This window comes from Xanthomonas protegens (assembly GCF_038442435.1).
Classification (GTDB): domain Bacteria; phylum Pseudomonadota; class Gammaproteobacteria; order Xanthomonadales; family Xanthomonadaceae; genus Xanthomonas_A; species Xanthomonas_A sontii.
On record NZ_JAQJCQ010000001.1, the window covers coordinates 232674 to 250789 of the forward strand.

At 69.2% G+C, this 18116-nt stretch carries 16 protein-coding genes; 6 read left to right on the plus strand and 10 right to left on the minus strand.

Going from position 1 to position 18116, the window contains the following annotated elements:
• Window positions 1-32: 32 nt before the first annotated feature.
• The 3 genes from PIQ37_RS01010 to PIQ37_RS01020 all read left to right on the plus strand — a co-directional run bounded on the left by PIQ37_RS01010 (window position 33) and on the right by PIQ37_RS01020 (window position 2720).
• On the plus strand, window positions 33-626 hold the full coding sequence (locus PIQ37_RS01010; protein WP_342072021.1) for an IMPACT family protein: 594 nt from the start codon (window positions 33-35) through the stop codon (window positions 624-626).
• On the plus strand, window positions 623-2389 hold the full coding sequence (locus tag PIQ37_RS01015; RefSeq protein ID WP_342072022.1) for an ABC transporter transmembrane domain-containing protein: 1767 nt from the start codon (window positions 623-625) through the stop codon (window positions 2387-2389). Before PIQ37_RS01010 ends, PIQ37_RS01015 begins: the two co-directional genes overlap by 4 nt.
• Window positions 2390-2507: 118 nt before the next feature.
• Complete coding sequence (locus tag PIQ37_RS01020; protein WP_043092188.1) at window positions 2508-2720, plus strand: hypothetical protein; 213 nt, start codon at window positions 2508-2510, stop codon at window positions 2718-2720.
• 330 nt (window positions 2721-3050) lie between these two features.
• Here the strand turns inward: PIQ37_RS01020 and PIQ37_RS01025 are convergent, their stop codons facing one another.
• The 6 genes from PIQ37_RS01025 to hrcA form a co-directional block, all read right to left on the minus strand.
• Window positions 3051-4163, minus strand: coding sequence for a prephenate dehydrogenase (locus PIQ37_RS01025; RefSeq protein WP_342072023.1), 1113 nt, complete (start codon window positions 4161-4163; stop codon window positions 3051-3053).
• Complete coding sequence (pdxY, locus tag PIQ37_RS01030; RefSeq protein ID WP_342072024.1) at window positions 4160-5080, minus strand: pyridoxal kinase; 921 nt, start codon at window positions 5078-5080, stop codon at window positions 4160-4162. Before pdxY ends, PIQ37_RS01025 begins: the two co-directional genes overlap by 4 nt.
• A gap of 394 nt (window positions 5081-5474) precedes the next feature.
• The gene (dnaJ, locus tag PIQ37_RS01035; protein ID WP_342072025.1) at window positions 5475-6605 is read right to left on the minus strand and encodes a molecular chaperone DnaJ; all 1131 of its coding nucleotides are present in this window, start codon (window positions 6603-6605) and stop codon (window positions 5475-5477) included.
• 158 nt (window positions 6606-6763) lie between these two features.
• Window positions 6764-8689 (minus strand): molecular chaperone DnaK, encoded by a 1926-nt coding sequence (dnaK, locus tag PIQ37_RS01040; protein WP_342072026.1) that lies wholly within the window; start codon window positions 8687-8689, stop codon window positions 6764-6766.
• A 145-nt stretch (window positions 8690-8834) separates the two neighbouring features.
• Complete coding sequence (gene grpE, locus PIQ37_RS01045; RefSeq protein ID WP_017913573.1) at window positions 8835-9356, minus strand: nucleotide exchange factor GrpE; 522 nt, start codon at window positions 9354-9356, stop codon at window positions 8835-8837.
• A 172-nt stretch (window positions 9357-9528) separates the two neighbouring features.
• A complete protein-coding gene (hrcA, locus tag PIQ37_RS01050) occupies window positions 9529-10587 on the minus strand; it encodes a heat-inducible transcriptional repressor HrcA (RefSeq protein WP_342072027.1) in 1059 nt (352 codons plus the stop codon).
• Between the two features lie 111 nt (window positions 10588-10698).
• On the opposite strand from hrcA, the gene recN reads away from it, so the two are divergent.
• A complete protein-coding gene (gene recN, locus PIQ37_RS01055; protein WP_342072028.1) occupies window positions 10699-12360 on the plus strand; it encodes a DNA repair protein RecN in 1662 nt (553 codons plus the stop codon).
• A 328-nt stretch (window positions 12361-12688) separates the two neighbouring features.
• Here the strand turns inward: recN and fur are convergent, their stop codons facing one another.
• The gene (fur, locus tag PIQ37_RS01060) at window positions 12689-13111 is read right to left on the minus strand and encodes a ferric iron uptake transcriptional regulator (RefSeq protein ID WP_026143876.1); all 423 of its coding nucleotides are present in this window, start codon (window positions 13109-13111) and stop codon (window positions 12689-12691) included.
• Window positions 13112-13214: 103 nt separating this feature from the next.
• On the opposite strand from fur, the gene PIQ37_RS01065 reads away from it, so the two are divergent.
• On the plus strand, window positions 13215-13613 hold the full coding sequence (locus PIQ37_RS01065; protein ID WP_017908545.1) for an outer membrane protein assembly factor BamE: 399 nt from the start codon (window positions 13215-13217) through the stop codon (window positions 13611-13613).
• A gap of 27 nt (window positions 13614-13640) precedes the next feature.
• On the opposite strand, the gene PIQ37_RS01070 is transcribed toward PIQ37_RS01065, so the two are convergent.
• Together PIQ37_RS01070 and PIQ37_RS01075 are read right to left on the minus strand one after the other, a co-directional pair.
• The gene (locus PIQ37_RS01070) at window positions 13641-13895 is read right to left on the minus strand and encodes an RnfH family protein (RefSeq protein WP_267114402.1); all 255 of its coding nucleotides are present in this window, start codon (window positions 13893-13895) and stop codon (window positions 13641-13643) included.
• Window positions 13896-13900: 5 nt separating this feature from the next.
• Entirely contained in the window at window positions 13901-14332 is a 432-nt protein-coding gene (locus PIQ37_RS01075) for a type II toxin-antitoxin system RatA family toxin (protein WP_026144297.1), read from the minus strand.
• 59 nt (window positions 14333-14391) lie between these two features.
• On the opposite strand from PIQ37_RS01075, the gene smpB reads away from it, so the two are divergent.
• On the plus strand, window positions 14392-14895 hold the full coding sequence (gene smpB, locus PIQ37_RS01080) for an SsrA-binding protein SmpB (RefSeq protein ID WP_017908548.1): 504 nt from the start codon (window positions 14392-14394) through the stop codon (window positions 14893-14895).
• A gap of 620 nt (window positions 14896-15515) precedes the next feature.
• Here the strand turns inward: smpB and PIQ37_RS01085 are convergent.
• The gene (locus PIQ37_RS01085; protein WP_342072406.1) at window positions 15516-17765 is read right to left on the minus strand and encodes a S8 family peptidase; all 2250 of its coding nucleotides are present in this window, start codon (window positions 17763-17765) and stop codon (window positions 15516-15518) included.
• Window positions 17766-18116 lie beyond the last annotated feature (351 nt).

Consider the following 18116-nt stretch of genomic DNA (forward strand, 5'->3'; position numbering starts at 1 on the left):
GCCGGCAGCGCGCCTCGTCTACAATGCTGCCGATGCCCGATACGCTCCCGCACCCCGTCAGCCACAGCGTGGAGATCAAGCACAGCCGCTTCCTGGCCCACGCCGCGCCGATCGCCGACGCCGGCGCAGCGCTGGCGTTCGTGCAGCAGGTGATGGTGGCCGACGCCACCCACAATTGCTGGGCCTACCGCCACGGCGACGAGTACCGCTCCAGCGACGACGGCGAGCCCGCCGGCACCGCCGGCCGGCCGATCCTGGCGGCGATCGACGGCCAGGGCTTCGACCGCGTGGTGGTGGTGGTCACGCGCTGGTACGGCGGCATCAAGCTCGGCGCCGGCGGCCTGGTCCGCGCCTACGGCGGCAGCGCGGCCGAGTGCCTGCGCCTGGCGCCGCGGCAACCGCTGCTGGCCTTGAGCCTGCTGACCCTGCACTGCGGCTTCGACGACCTGGGTGCGGTGCATGCCGCGCTGAGCGCCTGCGCCGCGGAAAAACTCGATGAACGCTTCGATGCCGGCGGCGCCGAATTGCGCCTGCGCCTGCCCAGCGATCGCGTCGACGCCTTGAAAACCCGCCTGCGCGACGCCACTCGCAATCGGGTCCGCTGTTCGGAACCCGCCCCCGCATGAACACCCCGTCGGCCGACCAGGCCAAGTCGCTGCGCAGGCTCGGCAGCCTGCGCACCCTGTGGCCGTTCGTGCGTCGCCGGCGCGGCCTGCTCGTCGCCTGGCTGGTGGCGCTGGCGATCTCCTCCAGCGCCACGCTGAGCCTGCCGGTGGCGGTGCGGCAGATGATCGACCACGGCTTCAGCGACAGCAGCCGCATCAATCAGTCGTTTGCCCTGCTGTTCGCAGTCGCGCTGGTGCTGGCGGTGGCGACCGCCACGCGCTTCTACTTCGTGTCGCTGCTCGGCGAGAAAGTGGTCGCCGACCTGCGCGAGCGCCTGTACACGCACCTGATCGGCCTGCATGCCGGCTTCCACGACCGCAACCGCAGCGGCGAACTGGTCTCGCGCCTGTCGGCCGACAGCGAACTACTGCGCGGGGTGATCGGCAGCACCATGTCGGTGGCGCTGCGCAGCACGGTCACCGCGGTCGGCAGCGTGGTGATGCTGTGCGTCACCAGCCCGCACCTGGCCGCCTACACCCTGCTCGGCATCCCGCTGGCGGTCCTGCCGATCGTGCTCGGCGCCCGCCGCCTGCAGAAGATCTCGCGCGCCAGCCAGGACCGCGTCGCCGACGCCAACACCCTGGCCGCCGAGACCCTGGGCGCGGTGCGCACGGTGCAGGCATACGCGCGCGAAGGCTACGAACGCGGCCGCTTCGGCGAGGCGCTGGCGCAGACCGTGGCGGTGGCGCGGCGCCGCGTCGGCGCACAGGCATTGATCACCGCCGCGGCCATCGTGCTGATCTTCGGCGCCATCGTGCTGGTGCTGTGGTCGGGCGCGCACGAGGTCGCCGCCGGCGAACTGAGCGCCGGCGCGCTCGGCCAGTTCGTGCTGTACGCGATGTTCGGCGGCGGTTCGGTGGCCTCGCTGGCCGAGGTCTGGAACGACCTGCAGCGCGCGGCCGGTGGCATGGGCCGCATCGCCGAACTGTTCCAGGAGCGCCCCGAAATCGTCGCGCCGGCGCAGCCACGCGCGTTGCCGCAGCCGCTGCGCGGCGAGGTGCGCTTCGACAACGTCAGCTTCCGCTATCCGCAGCGCCCCGATCACCCGGCGCTGGACGGCTTCGACCTGCACGTGCGGCCTGGCGAAAGCGTGGCCCTGGTTGGCCCTTCCGGCGCCGGCAAGAGCACGGTGCTGGCGCTGCTGATGCGCTTCCACGACCCGCAATCGGGCAGCGTGCAGGTGGACGGCCTGGACCTGCGCACGCTGGACCCATCGCAGCTGCGCGCGGCGATCGGGCTGGTGCCGCAGCACCCGACCCTGTTTGCCGCCAGCGCCGCCGACAACATCCGCTATGGCCGGCTAGAGGCCAGCGAAGCCGAGGTCGAGGCCGCGGCGCGCGCGGCCGAAGCCGATGCCTTCCTGCGGCAGTTGCCCGACGGCTATGCCAGCGAACTGGGCGAGCGCGGCGCGCGCCTGTCCGGCGGCCAGCAGCAGCGCATCGCCATCGCCCGCGCCCTGCTCAAGGACGCGCCGATCCTGTTGCTGGACGAAGCCACCAGCGCCCTGGACGCGCAGAGCGAACATGCCGTGCAGCAGGCGCTGGAGCGGCTGATGGCCGGGCGCACCACCCTGGTGATCGCGCACCGCCTGGCCACCGTGCTCAAGGCCGACCGCATCGTGGTGATGGACCACGGCCGCATCGTCGCCCAGGGCACCCATGCCGAGCTGCTGGCGCAGGACGGGCTGTACGCCGAACTCGCTCGCCTGCAGTTCATCGACTGAGCACGCCGCGCTAACGGCGGCGGGACTACGGTCGAGCCGCGTCTGCTGCGGTCCGCGCGTGTCGCGAACGCCGCCCAGGCGCACCGCATTCGATGCAGCGTTCGACAGGAGGCTTCCGATGTCCTTTCGCCAATTGCCCGCCCTCGGTCCCGACGGCGAGACCTATCTGATCACCGAATTCCAGGACGATGCGCCGCGCCAGCAGCAGGCGCAGCACGACCCGCACGCCGACAGCGGACTGCGCTACGAACTGGCCGACGGCCGCAAGCTGATCCGCCGCGGCCAGCAGTTCGTCACCACCGGTGGCGAGTTGACCCTGACCGCGGTCTAGCACCACGACCACGGAGTGTCGCCTTGCCCTGTCATCGCCACTGGCGTTCGCGGCGCTGGCGGCAAGCTGGTGAATTTTTCGCCACGCCTCTTGACAGGCTTGCCGCGCAAGGCGCGCCGACAGTTATCCACATGTTTGCGCAGCGGCCATCCACATGCGCTGTGGATGAATTGCGAGGAGGAGGTGGTGGTGTCCCTCCACGCATCTCGGGAATCGCGCGGTCGCGGCTGAAGCCGCTCCTACGAGGGTCGCTTTCGGTTTTCGTAGGAGCGGCTTCAGCCGCGACCAAGTGAACTCAAGAAATTGGGTAATCGGCAAGCGCCGCGCCAATCAACCCGTCAACACACGCCCGATCCCGCTGGCATCGATCTCCGCCGCGGCCGCGCGCACGGCGGTTGCATCGCTGTCCGGATCGAAACCGAGCCGGAAATGCAGTTCGCCCGCCTGCGTGCGCGAGGAGTGGATCGAGGCCAGGTTGACGCCATGGCGCTCGAACACGTGCAACAGCGCGCGCAGCGAGCCGGCGCGGTCTTCCGGCAAGTACACGCTGAGCGTGGCCTGCTCGGTCAGATCGGCGAGCAAGTATCCCACCCGCTCGTAGCTGTAGTTGCCCTGCGCGATCGCCGCCTCGCCCAAGGCCTGCCGGTTGGCGTCGAGAAACTCGGCCCGGAACTGCGCGCGCGCCGCGTCGTCGCCACGGCCGACCTGAGCGCGCAGCCGCGACAGCTGCGCGATCAGCCCGTCCAGCACATCGCCGACATGCGGATTGCCGAACTGGATGTCTTCGTAGATGACCGGATTCAGGGCCAGGATGCGCGCGATGATCGCGGTATCCAGTTCGAACGAGGCCGAGCGGTACGGCAGTAGGGCCTGCAACGGCCCGAGCGCCGGCGCATGCTCGCGCAGCACCCCGGCCTGGGCCAGGTGCGTGGCGTGGACCATCGCCTGCACCAGCGCCATCACCCGGTCGTGGTGCTCTGGCGTGGTGCGCACGCACTCGCCTTCCAGCGCCGTGCACATCTTCTGCAGCCAGGGCTGCCACTGCGCCACCCGCGCCTCGCAGACCACCAGCACGCGGCCCTTGAGCGTGGGCGACTTCGGCGGCGCGGTCATCGGATGCAGGCCGGCCACTTCCGCCTGCGAGGCCAGCATCGCCGCCACCGGTGCGGCCTTGACCGAGGTGACGTCCAGCCACAGCTGGCCGCGTTCGCGGCCGCCGGCGCGCCGCACGTACTCGCCGATCAAGGCCGGCGTGTGCCGGATCGGCGCGGAGAAGATCAGCACCTGCGCCTGCTGCAGCAGCGCCTCCGGCGCCAGCGACTGCGGGTCGGCCGGATCGTGGCCGATCACCTCCAATTGCATGCGCTCGCGGAAGAAGCGGCTCAGCCAGCGGCCATAGGCGCCGGCGCTGCCGACGATGCCGACGACCGGGCGCAGGCTCACGCCAGGCGCTCGGCGACGAAGCGCAACGGCGTGGCCAACGCCGCCGGCGCCGCCGCCAGCACGTCCAGCTCTTCCACATCCGCGGCCAGGGTCGCCTCCAGCGCCGCATGCACGCCGGCGATGGCGCGACCGATCGCCGCCTCGAAGCTGTCGCCGCGCAACAGGAAGGCCACCAGCAGCGCCATCAGCACATCGCCGGTACCGGCGACATCCACGGGCAGCAATGGCGAACACCAGCGGTAGACCGCCTCGCGGCTCACCGCCAGCGTCACCAATTGCCCGGCATCGCCGCCGACGCTGTGCGCAAGCACCCACTGCGGGCCGCGCGCCAGCAACACGCGCGCCGCGGCGATCGCCTCGTCCTGGGCCAGTGCCGGCATGCCGGTCAGGCGGCCGAGTTCGAACGCATTCGGTGTCACCAGCCACGCGTGCGGCAGCAGGCGTTCGGCAAAGATCGCTTCCAGGCCCGGTTCCACGTAGGGACCGGTATGCGTATCGCCGATCACCGGGTCCAGGCAGTAGCGCAGCGTCGGGCACTGCGGCAGCGTGGCGTCCAGCCAGTCGGCGAAGGCGGCGCCATTGCCGACGCTGCCGAAGTAGCCGGACACCAGCATGCGTGCGCGTTGCGGCAGGCCGCGTTCGCTGGCGCCGAGCAACAGGTCGGCGAACCAGTCCGACGGCAGCACCTTGCCGCGCAAGGTCGCGTAGAACGGCGCATTACTCAGCAGCGTGGTCGGGATCTCGGCCACGCGCAGGCCCAGCGCGCGCAACGGCGGCACCGCCGCGCTATTGCCTGCATGGCCGTAAACCAGTTGCGACTGCACGGAAATGACGTCGACCGGCACCGGCCCGTCGGGGCGCTGGCGGCGGCCATGGATGAGATGATTTGCAGCGGAGCTGTCGGCGGAAGCGTTCATCGCCTTAGTGTAGCGCTGGCGCAAGGACGCTCAGCGGCGCGCGCATGCGCGGTGTTGCGGGGGCTTTCAGCAACAACGGCCTCAGCTGCGACGCTCCGACGAGAAAGCGTCGCGGCTGAAGCCGCTCCTACAACGGGGGCCAGGATGCGGGAGAAGTCCAAACAACATCCGGAATCAAGAATTTCTATTTCTCACTCCGCTCAGCGGCGAAGCATTCCACTTGTAGGAGCGGCTTCAGCCCCGACGCTTTAACGGTAAAGCGTCGGGGCTGAAGCCGCTCCCACAAAAGCGCTGCAGTGGCCAGCGATACCGAGGAAATCCCAATCCCGAATCCCAGCTTCCAACAGCCGCAGGCTGGTCATCCCTAATCCCGAATCCCTAATCCCGGCTCACCTCACGACGTCATCCGGTCCCAGAACCCCTTCACCCCATCGATGAAGGTCGCCGACTTCGGCGAATGCTTGCGCGCGTCCTCGCCGGTGAAGGTGGACTCGAACTGCTCCAGCAGCTTGCGCTGGTCGGCGGTGAGATTGATCGGCGTCTCCACCACTACCCGGCAGTACAGATCGCCTTCGCTGCGGCTGCGCACCGAGCGCACGCCCTTGCCGCGCAAGCGGAACAGCTTGCCGGTCTGGGTCTCGGCCGGAATGCGGATCTCCGCCTCGCCGCCGAGGGTGGCCACGCGCACGGTGTCGCCGAGGGCCGCCTGCGAGATGCGGATCGGCACCTCGCAGTGCAGGTCGTCGCCGTCGCGCTGGAAGATCGGGTGCTCGCGCACGCGCACTTCCACGTACAGATCGCCCGGCGGGGTGCCGGCCGGACCGGCCTCGCCCTCACCCGACAGGCGGATGCGGTCGCCGTTGTCCACGCCGGCGGGGATCTTCACCGACAGCACCTTGGTCTCTTCCACGCGCCCGGCGCCATGGCACACGCCGCACGGGTTCTGCACGATCTGGCCGCGGCCGGCGCACTGCGGGCAGGTCTGCTGCATGGCGAAGATGCCGCGCTGGATGCGCACCTGGCCGCGCCCGTGGCAGGTCACGCAGGTCTCGACCTTGCCGTCCTCCGAACCGCTGCCGTGGCAGTGCTCGCATTCGCTCAGGGTCGGAATCTCGATGCGGCGCTCGATGCCGGCCACCGCTTCTTCCAGGTCCAACTCCAGCACGTAGCCGATGTCGGCGCCACGCCGCGGCGCACGTCCGCCACCGCCGGCGCCACCGAAGATGTTGCCGAAGATGTCGCCGAAGATATCGCCCATGTCCGGGCCGCCCGGACCGCCGCCCATCCCGCCCATGCCGTGCTCGAACGCGGCGTGGCCGTGCGCGTCGTACATGCGCCGGCGGTTGCCGTCGGACAGCACCTCATAGGCTTCCTTGCATTCCTTGAACGCGGCCTCGGCGGCTTGGTCGCCGGGATTGCGGTCCGGGTGGTACTTCATCGCGCAACGGCGATAGGCCTTCTTCAGCTCGTCGTCGCTGGCGGTGCGGGCCACACCCAGCACTTCGTAATAGTCGCGTTTGCTCATGGGGCGGGGATTCGATATTCGGGAGTCGGGATTCGTTCAATGCAAAAGCGGAGAGCCTCGGCTCTTCCGCTTTTACAAACTTGATGGACAGGGATGGGAGTGGGAACCAACAGGCCAAGGCCTTCGCGAATCCCCAATCCCGAATCCCCAATCCCGGCTTACTTCTTGTCGTCCTTGACTTCGGTGAACTCGGCGTCGACCACGTCGTCGGCGTGGGCCGAGGACGCATGCGCGCCGCCGGCGTTGCCGCCCGGCTGCTGCTCGCCCGCCGCCGCGGCCGCGTACAGCGACTGACCGGCCTCTTCCAGCGCCTTGGTCTTGGCCTCGATCTGGCCCTTGTCGTCGCCCTTTATCGCGGTTTCCAGATCCGCCAGCGCCGACTCGACCTTGCCGATCACGTCGCCGCCGACCTTGCTGCCGTGCTCGGTGATCGCGCTGCGGGTGGCGTGGATCAGGCCGTCGGCCTGATTGCGCGCCTGCACCAGCTCGTGGAACTTCTTGTCTTCCTCGCGGTTGGCTTCCGCGTCGGCGACCATCCGCTGGATCTCGTCGTCCGACAAACCGGAGCCGGCCTTGATCTCGACCTTCTGTTCCTTGTTGGTCTTCTTGTCCTTGGCCGACACGTGCAGGATGCCGTTGGCGTCGATGTCGAAAGACACCTCCACCTGCGGCAGGCCGCGCGGCGCCGGCTCGATGCCGGACAGGTCGAACTTGGCCAGCGACTTGTTGTAGCGGGCCTGTTCGCGCTCGCCCTGCAGCACGTGCACGGTCACCGCTGACTGGTTGTCCTCGGCGGTGGAGAACACCTGCGAGGCCTTGGTCGGGATGGTGGTGTTCTTCTCGATGATCTTGGTGAACACGCCGCCCAGGGTCTCGATGCCCAGGCTCAGCGGGGTCACGTCGAGCAGCAGCACGTCCTTGACGTCGCCGGCCAGCACGCCGCCCTGGATCGCAGCGCCCAGCGCCACGGCCTCGTCGGGGTTGACGTCCTTGCGCGGCTCCTTGCCGAAGAACTCGGCCACCGCCTGCTGCACCTTCGGCATGCGGGTCTGGCCACCGACCAGGATCACCTCGGTGATGTCGCTGGCGCGCAGGCCGGCGTCGTTCAGCGCGGTGCGGCACGGATCGATGGTGCGCTTGACCAGGTCCTCCACCAGCGCCTCGAGCTTGGCCCGGGTCAGCTTGATGTTGAGGTGCTTCGGGCCCGACGCGTCGGCGGTGACGTACGGCAGGTTGACTTCGGTCTGCTGCGAGGACGACAGCTCGATCTTGGCGCGCTCGGCGGCGTCCTTCAGGCGCTGCAGCGCCAGCGGATCCTTGCGCAGGTCGATGCCCTGGTCCTTGTTGAACTCTTCCACCAGGTAGTCGATGACGCGCTTGTCGAAGTCTTCGCCGCCCAGGAAGGTGTCGCCGTTGGTGGCCAGCACTTCGAACTGCTTCTCGCCGTCGACGTTGGCGATCTCGATGATCGACACGTCGAAGGTGCCGCCGCCCAGGTCGTACACCGCGATCTTGCGGTCGCCGCCCTGGCCCTTGTCCAGGCCGTAGGCCAGCGCGGCCGCGGTCGGCTCGTTGATGATGCGCTTGACGTCCAGGCCGGCGATGCGGCCGGCGTCCTTGGTCGCCTGGCGCTGGCTGTCGTTGAAGTACGCCGGCACGGTGATGACCGCCTCGGTGACGGTCTCGCCCAGGAACGCCTCGGCGGTCTTCTTCATCTTCTCCAGCACCTGCGCGGAGATTTCCTGCGAGGCCAGCTTGCGCCCGTCGGCGGTGGCCACCCAGGCGTCGCCGTTGTCGTGCTGGACGATGCTGTACGGCACCAGGCCGATGTCCTTCTGGACTTCGGCGTCGGTGAACTTGCGGCCGATCAGGCGCTTGACCGCGTAGAAGGTGTTCTTGGGGTTGGTGACGGCCTGGCGCTTGGCCGAGGCGCCCACCAGGACTTCGCCGTCCTTGGTGTAGGCGACGATCGAAGGCGTGGTGCGGTCACCCTCGGAATTCTCGATGACGCGGGCCTTGCCGCCGTCCATGATCGCCACGCACGAATTGGTCGTGCCCAGGTCGATGCCGATGATCTTGCCCATTGCAATGACTCCTGAAAGGTCGTGTAGCCGGCCAGTGCCGGGATCTGGTTCGGATATAGGGATGGCTGCAGGTCATTCAAGCCATCGCCGCAAATTAGCGTTCCACCGCCGCCGCGCCGGGTTCAGGCGCGGGCGGCCGTCGCGCTCAGTCGTGCTTGGCCACGACCACCAGGGCGGGCCGCAGCAGGCGGTCGTTGAGCAGGTAGCCCTTCTGGAACACCTGGATCACGTGACCCGGGGCCACACCCTCGGCCTCGGCCTGGCTGATCGCCTGGTGATGCTCGGGGTTGAACGGCTCGCCCGTCGGGTCGAGCAGGGTCAGGCCATTGTCGGCGGCGACCTTGAGCAACTGCTTGTAGGTCAGTTCCAGGCCGTCGCGCAGCGGGCTGGGCTCGCTGCCGGCGGCGGTCAGCCCCGCGTCCAGACTGTCGAACACCGGCAGCAGGTCGCCGAGCAGGCGCTCGTTGGCGAACTTGCGCGCCTGCTCCACGTCGCGGGCGATGCGCTTGCGCTGGTTCTCCAGGTCGGCCCGCTCGCGCAGGGCGTCGGCCTTGACCAGGGCCAGTTCGCTGCGCAGCGTCTCGATCTCCGCCTGCAGCGGATCGGTCGAGGGCTGCTGCGCCTCGGTCAGGTGTTCGGAATCGAATTCGGGGTGCTCTTGCGTCATGTCCGTATCCCTGGCGGGGTACGTCCCGCCTTACCGGACCACCTATGTGGGCGGCGCGGGCGGATTCAAGTGAGGCTGGGATTGGGGATTGGGGATTGGAGATTGGCCCGGGCGCGGCTGGGTGGCCTGCTGGCGGATGAGGCGGCGGCGCTTCGACCAGCGCTGCGTGCGCTCAGCGGTCGCTGGGCGGGGATGGGTCCAGGCGGGCGCCGAGGACGTCGGCGGCGGTCTGCACCAGGGGGATGACCCGGTCGTAGTCCATGCGCTTGGGGCCGATCACCCCGAGCACGCCCAGCACCTGGCCGCCGGCCATGTACGGGGCGGTCACCAGCGACACGCTCTCCAGCGGCACCATGCCGGTCTCTTCGCCGATGAAGATCCGCACGCCGGGCGCGCGGATGGTGCGTTCGAGCAGTTGCAGGAGTTCGCGCTTGCTGGCGAAGACCTCGAACAGCTCACGCAGCCGCTCCAGGTCCGACAGGTCCTGCACGCCCATCAATTTGGTCTGCCCGGCCAGCACCATGTCGTCGCCGGCCGGGGCCAGCGCCTGCTCGGCCAGCTCGACGCTGTGCGCCAGCAACCGCTCCATCTCGTCGCGCGCATGGCGCAGGTCGCGCAGCAGACTGGCGCGGATGTCGGCCAGGGCGCGCCCGGCGAAATGCCGGTTCAGATAGTTGGCCACCCGCTCCAGCTCGCCCGGCTCGTAGGCCTTGCGTGGCTCGATGACCCGGTTCTGCACCTCGTTGTCGGCGAACACCAGGATCGCCAGCACCCGCCGCGCGTCCAGCGGCACGAAGTCGATGTGCCGGAAGGCGAACTGCTCGCGCTTGGGCGCGCTGACCACGCCGACGAAATGGGTCATCGCCGACAACAGTTCCGAGGCGCTGCCCAGCAAGGCCTGGGTGCCGGCGGCGTTGGCCATCTCCGCGCGCAGCCGCGCCACCTCGCCCTCGGCCGGCGGGCGCATCTGCACCAGGCTGTCGACGAACACGCGGTAGCCAGTGGCGGTGGGCACGCGCCCGGCCGAGGTGTGCGGCGAGCTCAGCAGCCCGGCGTCCTCCAGGTCGGCCAGGATGTTGCGGATCGTCGCCGGGCTCACGTCCAGCCCTGCATGCCGGGCCAGGGTCTGCGAGCCGACCGGCTCGCCGTCGCGGATGTAGCGCGAGATCAGCGTGCGCAGCAGCTGCCGGGCACGCGGATCGAGGCTGGAATGGACCGGGGAAGCGCGCATGGAATCAACCCGTGAGACTGGTCCTTAGATAATGTCTGCACGCCGGCTTGGCAAGTCATTGGCCCACCTACCCGCGCATGCTAGCGTTGCGCGGCCCCGGATGCAGACCCCATGCTCAGACATCTTTCGATCAAGGATTTCGCCGTCGTACGCGGCACCGAACTGGAATTCGGCCCAGGCATGACCGTGGTGTCCGGCGAAACCGGCGCCGGCAAGTCGCTGATGGTGGACGCGCTCGGCTTCCTGTCTGGGTTGCGCGCCGACAGCGGCGTGGTCCGCCACGGCGCCGACCGGGCCGAGCTGTCGGCCGAGTTCGTCGCCCCCGCCCAGGCCCGCGCCTGGCTGCGCGAGAACGAACTCGACGACGAAGACCACTGCCAGTTGCGGCGGGTGATCCGCGCCGACGGCGGCTCGCGCGCCTGGATCAACGGGCGCCCGGTGACCCTGTCGCAACTGGCGGAACTGGCCGGCCACCTGGTCGAGATCCATGGCCAGCACGAACACCAGGCCCTGCTCTCGCGCGGCAGCCAGCTCGGCCTGCTCGACGCCTATGCCCGCAACGACGCCGAGCGCGCCGCGGTGCGCGCCGCCGCCGCCCGCTGGCAGGGCCTGCTCAGCGAGCGCGAGACCCTGCTGGCGCAGGGCGACGTCAGCGACCGCATCGGTTTCCTGCAGCACCAGTTGGCCGAACTGCAGCGCGAGGACCTGGACCCGGCGGCGATCGCCGCCCTCGACGCCAACCACCGCCGCCAGGCCCACGCCGCCGCACTGATCGGCGCCTGCGAAGGCGCGGCGCAGCGGCTCAACGGCGACGAGGCGCCGGCAGTGCTGGACCTGCTGCAGCAGACCCGCCACGAACTCGGCAAGGTCGGCGAGTACGACCCGCGCCTGGCCGAAGTACAGGCGCTGATCGACAGCGCCAGCATCCAGTTGGAGGAAGCGCTGGCGCTGATCGACCGGGTCCGCGACGACCTGGACGCCGACCCGGCGCAGTTCGACGAGATGGAACGCAAGCTCGGCCGCCTGCACGACCTGGCGCGCAAGCACCGGATCGGCGTGGACGCGCTGGCCGACCACCGCGACGCCCTGCTCGCCGAAGTGGAGAGCCTGCGCGGCGCCGGCGAGCGGCTGGACGTGCTCGACGCCGAGATCGCCCAGGCCACCCAGGCCTGGCGCGACGCCGCGGCCGCACTGACCGCCACCCGCGACCGTGGCGCGCAAGCGCTGTCGCACGACACCACCGCCCTGATCGGTCAACTGGGCATGGGCGGCGGCCGCTTCCTGATCCAGCTCGAGCCGCACGACACCGAACGGCCGGACCCGGCCGGCGCCGAGCGGGTCGAGTTCCTGGTCGCCGCCAACGCCGGGCAGCCGCCGCGCGCGCTGCGCAAGGTCGCCTCCGGCGGCGAACTGTCGCGCATCTCGCTGGCGATCGAGGTCGCCGCGCTGGGCCTGGACGCGGTCCCGACCATGGTCTTCGACGAAGTGGACTCGGGCATCGGCGGCGCCGTCGCCGACATCGTCGGCAAGAAGCTGCGCGCGCTCGGCGAGCAGCGCCAGGTGCTGTGCGTGACCCACCTGCCGCAGGTCGCCGCCCAGGGCCACGCCCACTACCGGGTCAGCAAGGCGCCGGTCGAAGGCATGACCCAGAGCTCGGTGGAATTGCTGGCGCCGCGCCAGCGCGAGGAAGAACTGGCACGGATGCTGGGCGGGGTCGAGGTCAGCAAGGAAGCCCGCGCCGCCGCCAAGCGGCTGCTGCTCAGCGCGGGCTGAGCGGCTGGCGATCGGGCAGCGCTGCCAGCGCCTGGCCGTGCAACCCTACCCAGGCGCCGCAGGTCATTGAAAGCATCAAAGGCCCCTCTCCCACCGGGAGAGGGGTTGGGGTGAGGGTTCGGCGCGGAGCGACCCGCTGACGTGATCCACGCGGCGACACCCGAACCCTCATCCCGCCCCTGCGGGGCACCTTCTCTCGATGGGAGAAGGAAGAAGCCTTAGCCCCTCTCCCGCCGGGAGAGGGGTTGGGGTGAGGGTACGTGGCGAAGCCCCAGCGCGCTTGCGCCGAGGGGGACACAGGCCGGCAAGGCCGACCCGGCCGCCAGCCTCACCCCTTCTTGCCGCTCGGCCGCTTGCTGCGCACGTACAGCACCAGCGAGTGCTCTTCCAGCTCGTAGCCGTGATCGGCGGCGATCTTTCGCTGCAACTCTTCGATCTCCGCGCTTTCGAACTCGATGATCTTGCCGGTGTCCACGTCCACCATGTGGTCGTGGTGGCCGCCGCGGTCCAGTTCGTACACCGCCTGGCCGCCCTCGAAGTTGTGCTTGAGCACCAGCCCGGCCGCCTCGAACTGGGTCAGCACGCGGTACACGGTGGCCAGGCCGATCTCGTCGCCGTGATCCAGCAACTGCCGATAGATCTCCTCGGCGGTCATGTGGTGCCGCGCCGACTTCTGCTCCAGCAGCTCGAGGATGCGCATCCGGGGGTGCGTGACCTTCAGGCCGACTTTGCGCAGATCGTGGGATTCCATGGCGTCTCCGTTCATAGCTGGTTTATCGCCAGCTGCCTGGGAATGGGTCGCGGCGGTCGCCGGGAGTGTATCATCGACGTGATTTCATTCAGCCCTGTCCCCGATGCGCAATCTCTTGCTGGTCGCCGCTGTTGCCCTGTCCACCGCTGGCTGCGGCATCATTTACAAGCAGCCCATCTATCAGGGCAATCTGATCAAGCCGTCGGCCGTCGAACAGCTGAAGGTCGGACAGAGCAAGCAGCAGGTCAGCGCGCTGCTGGGCAGCCCCTCGATCCCGGATCCGTTCCATGCGCAGCGCTGGGACTACACCTCCACCGAGCGTGTCGATCGCGTTGGCCGTACCGAGATCAAGAATTTCGTCGTGTTCTTCGACAACGACATGGTCACCCGCTGGGAAGGCGACTACTTCCCGGACCAGGACGAAGAACTGGCCAAGAACAGCGTGCGCCAGTTCGGCCGCAACCTGGCCAAGGACAAGAAGAAGCAGCGCCGCGGCGAATGAGCCGGCGGCCGCGTCGCGCCCCGCCGCTCAGCGCGGCTTGGCGCGGCGTCGCCTGGCGTCCTTGGGGTCGATCAGCAACGGCCTGAGCAGTTCCACCCGGTCGCCGTCCTGCAGCAGCCGCGTCGGTGCGGCGACTTCGCCATAGACCGCGCATGGCATGCCGGGCGTCGCTTCGGGTAAGGCAGCGGCGGCCAGCGCATCGGCCACGGTCGCGCCTTCCGGCAGCTCCAGCCGCTGCGACACGAAGCGCTCCGGCCAGGCCAGCACCACCTCCACCTGCATGGCGGCTAGGCCTGTTCCCGGTCGGCCACGCGCACGAAGTCGTTGACCATGCGGTCGGCCAGGCTCTGGAAGCCCAGCGCCAGCGCCGGCCCCAGCAGGCGCGAGGCGGGTTCGAAGTCGAGCATCAGGCTGACCTTGCTGGCGTGCTCGTTGAAGCCCTGGAAGGTCCACTGCCCCTGCAGGCGCTTGAACGGACCGTCGCGCAGCTGCATATCGATGCGATCCGGGCGCTGCAGGCTGTTCTCGGTGGTGAACCAGGTGCGGAACGAGCCCAGCCCCAGGTCCAGCCGCGCCACCAGCACGCGGTCGTTCTGCTCGAGGATATGGGCCGCGTCGCACCAGGCGAACCGGCGCGGATAGGCGGCGACGTCGTTGACCAGATCGAACATGCGCGTTGCGGCGTGTTCGACCAGAGCGCTGCGGCGGATGATAGGCATTCGGGACGGGAAGTGGGACCAAGACGTTCGGGAGGCCCCGAATCGGAGACAATAGCAAGATGAGCAAGAAACCCGTCAAGGATAAAGCAAACGGCGCGACGGCCAACAAGACCATCGCCCTGAACAAGCGCGCGCGCCACGAGTATCACCTGGAGGACCGCTACGAGGCGGGCCTGGCCCTGCAGGGCTGGGAGGTGAAGTCGATCCGCGCCGGCCGCGCCAACATCGGCGAGAGCTACGCGTTCGTGCGCCAGGGCGAGCTGTTCCTGTTCGGCGCGCAGATCACCCCGTTGATCCAGGCCTCCACCCACGTGGTCGCCGACGACCGGCGCACGCGCAAGCTGCTGCTGCACCGGAACGAGATCGACAAGCTGATCGGCCGCGTCGAACGCGACGGCTACACCCTCGTGCCCACCGCGATGTACTGGAGCAAGAACAAGATCAAGCTCGAGATCGCACTGGCCAAGGGCAAGCAGGACCACGACAAGCGCAACGCGGCCAAGGACCGCGACTGGGCCCGCGACAAACAGCGCATCATGCGTCGGCACAACAAGAATGCCTGAGAGGCCGGGATTTGGGAGTCGGGATTGGGGATTCGCAACAGCGGATCTCCTGCCCGCCCCAGCTGCCCTGCCCGCCTCGCCTCTCCCGTAGGAGCGGCTTCAGCCTCGACGCGGTGGAGCCGGGATTGGGGATTGGGGAGTCGCAACGGCGGCTCCCATTTCCACAAGCTCAGCCGCAAGTGCGACGCCGTAACGCCATGGCACGCACGGCAGCCGCAACAACGCACCGCGATGCATGGATGCCCTTGTGGGAGCGGCTTCAGCCGCGACGCGATGAAGTCGGAACGCGACGTGATTCGGTCGCACCGATTGCGGCGAAAGCAGACTCCGACATGAAAGGCGATGCGGCCCCTGAGCCTGTTCCGCCCCTCGATCGCCGCCCGTCCCCAATCCCGGCCTCACCGCGTCGCGGCTGAAGCCGCTCCCACACGGGAGACCGTGCTGCCCAGGAAGCCGCCGTTCGAATCCCAAATTCCGAATCCCCGGCTTTTCAGCAGCCGAATGGCTGATCATCCCAGCCCTAGCGCCTCGCGGCTGAGACTGCCCTAGCGAAACGCCCGGGCGACGCGGGAAGCCGCTGTTGCGAATCCCCACTCCCAAATCCCCCATCCCAGCCCCACTCACGTCCCCCCAAGCATCCGCATCAGGCTCGGCAGCCCACTGCCCTGCATGTAGCGATCGCGCTGCAGGTCCAGGCACTGCGCCAACACCAGTTGCTTGACCCGATCCGGCGCACCGATGAACTCGCGGCGTACCGACAGGAAGGCGGCGATCAACCCCGACACATGCGCCGCGGCCATGCTGGTGCCGCTCATCTCCACCATCCAGGTGCGGGGATCCTTGAGCGCATAGCCGTGGTGCGCCGACAGGATCTTTTCGCCCGGCGCGACCAGGTCGGGCTTGTAGCGACCATCGGCGGTCGGGCCGCGCGAGGAGAAATACGAAATGCCGTAGCTGTGCGGGCTGCTCTTGTGCACCGAGCCCACCGCCAGCGACTCCTCCAGGTTGGCGGGGTCGCCGATGCTCAGGTCCAGGTTCAGCGGGTAGGCCTCGCCATCGCCCTGCATCAGCCAGGCCAGGCCGTCGTTGCCGGCCGCGATCACCACCACCACGCCCTGCCGCCACAGCCGGCGCAGTTCGTTGCACAGTGGGGTGAAGCCGCAGCCGTAGCTCTCGGCGTCGAAGTAGCCGCCCAGGCTCAGGTTGACCCCGTGCACCACCAGTTCGCCGGCGCGCTCGTTGAGCTCGGCCACCTGCTGCACGCCCTTGATGATCCACGAGTCGCGCCCGTTGCCATCGTCGTCCAGCACCTTCAGCCCATACAGCCGCGCCAGCGGCGCCATGCCGGCGAACTGCAGCGGTGCCGTGGTCGGCACGCCCGGCAGCGGCGCCTCGCACTGCCCGGCGATGATGCCGGCTACGTGGGTGCCGTGGCCGTTGCCATCGAGCGCGTCGAAGCCGGCCTCACCCGGGCGGAAAGCGCGCGGGCGCCCGCGCTGGGTGCAGTCCCACTGGGCGAGCACCGTCGCCGGTTGCCCGGCGGTGTGGAAGTGCGGATGCGCCGCGGCGATGCCGCTGTCCAGCACCGCCCAGCCGATGCCGCTGCCGAGCGCGCGATAGGCCACCTGCGCCGCGTCCACCTGGATCGTGCTGCGCGACTGGTAGATCAGCGCGCGCTTGCCGGCATCGCGCCACAAACGCTTGAGGTTGAGGTCGCGATAGCGCTCGCGCAGGCTCTCGATCTCGAACCGGGTCAACCGCGCCGACACGTAGCGCTGCAGGGTGTCCTCCAGTTCGATCTGCGCATCCAGCGCCTCGCCATGCAGGCCGGTGGAGGCCTCGGTGAGCGTGCGCAACGCGGCGATCAGCTCATGCTTGCGCTGCGCCGGATCGCCAGCCTCGGACAGCCGCTCCAGTTCGATCAGCACCTCATGCCGATAATCCGGCGCGCGCGCCTCCAACTGGTCGGACAGGTCCTTGATCAGCACCGGATGCGCGATCGGCTGATCGAAGCCCACGCCCACCGCGCGCCGCACCTCGGCGCGCACGTCGGGAATAGAGAGGTAGCCGGCGGCCGAATGCGGGTTGTGCTGCCAATCCGGGTTGATCTTCGACCCGGCGATGTTCTGGAAGCGCCCGCCGGCATCGGCGATGTCGTCGCTGAGATCAGCGTCCAGCGCCACCGGATCGCGCCGCTCGGCGACGTTGACCCAGCGCGCCACGCAGGGCGGAAACGGCAGCTTCGGCGTGCCGGTCCACTCCTTGAACATGCTGCGCACCACCGGCAGCCCCAGCGGCGAACCAAGCGTGAGCAGCAGCGACACCTCGCAGTCCTGCGGCTGCAGCTCGCGCAGCACGTCGTAGGCGATCAGCGAGCCCTGGCTGTGCGCGATGATCACGAACGGGCCGCCACCGGCGCGGATGCGCTGCAGCAGGCTCTCGCGCATCTGCGTGCGCCTCGCCGGCACAAAGAAGAAGTCGTGCACGTCCTGTAGCAGCGCCGCGGAGATCAGCTTCAGCAGTGCGCGGTTGAGCACGTCGACCACGCCCTGCGCGTGCACGTCGGCGGCTGCAGCCGCCGGTGCCGGCGCCGCCGCCTCCACCTCGTCCAGCACTTGGTGCAGCCGTGCGCGCTCGGCCTCGCTGGCGGCGAGCGTGTCGGCGAGTTGGCGCAGATCGGCCAGTTGCGGGGCCACGCCGAGTGCGCTGAGCACACGCTGCTCGGCCTGGTTCAACACCGGGCCGCGGTCCTGGTCCTGGCAATCGCCCGGTTCCGGCGACGGATAGCGTTCGCGGTTGACCCAGTAGGCCATGCGCGTGCGCTCGCCCATCGCGCGACCGAACAGCGCGCGATCCCATTGGCAGCGCAACACCTCGGCCGGCGGCTTGTTGCCGATGCCATGGATGTAGACGACCGTGCGTGCCCGCCCCTGCGCCAGCGAACCTTCGCCAGTGGCCTTGGGCCGCAGCGCGTTGCTCGCCGGCGGCGTGGCGGCGGGCGTCGCCAAGGCAGGCTTGCTGGCGCTGGGAGCCGCGGCGTGAGACCTGGACGGTACTGCGAGCCTTGCCGACGCAGATGCCTTCGTGGATGGAGCTGCCGATGCCGGCGTCGTCTTCTTCACTGCCTTGGCAGCACGCGCGCCACTCGCTGGCGTCTTGCGCGTTGTTGCTGCCGGCTTGGCGGCAGATCTCGCCTGCGCCTTGGCCGGCGCCTTGCCGGG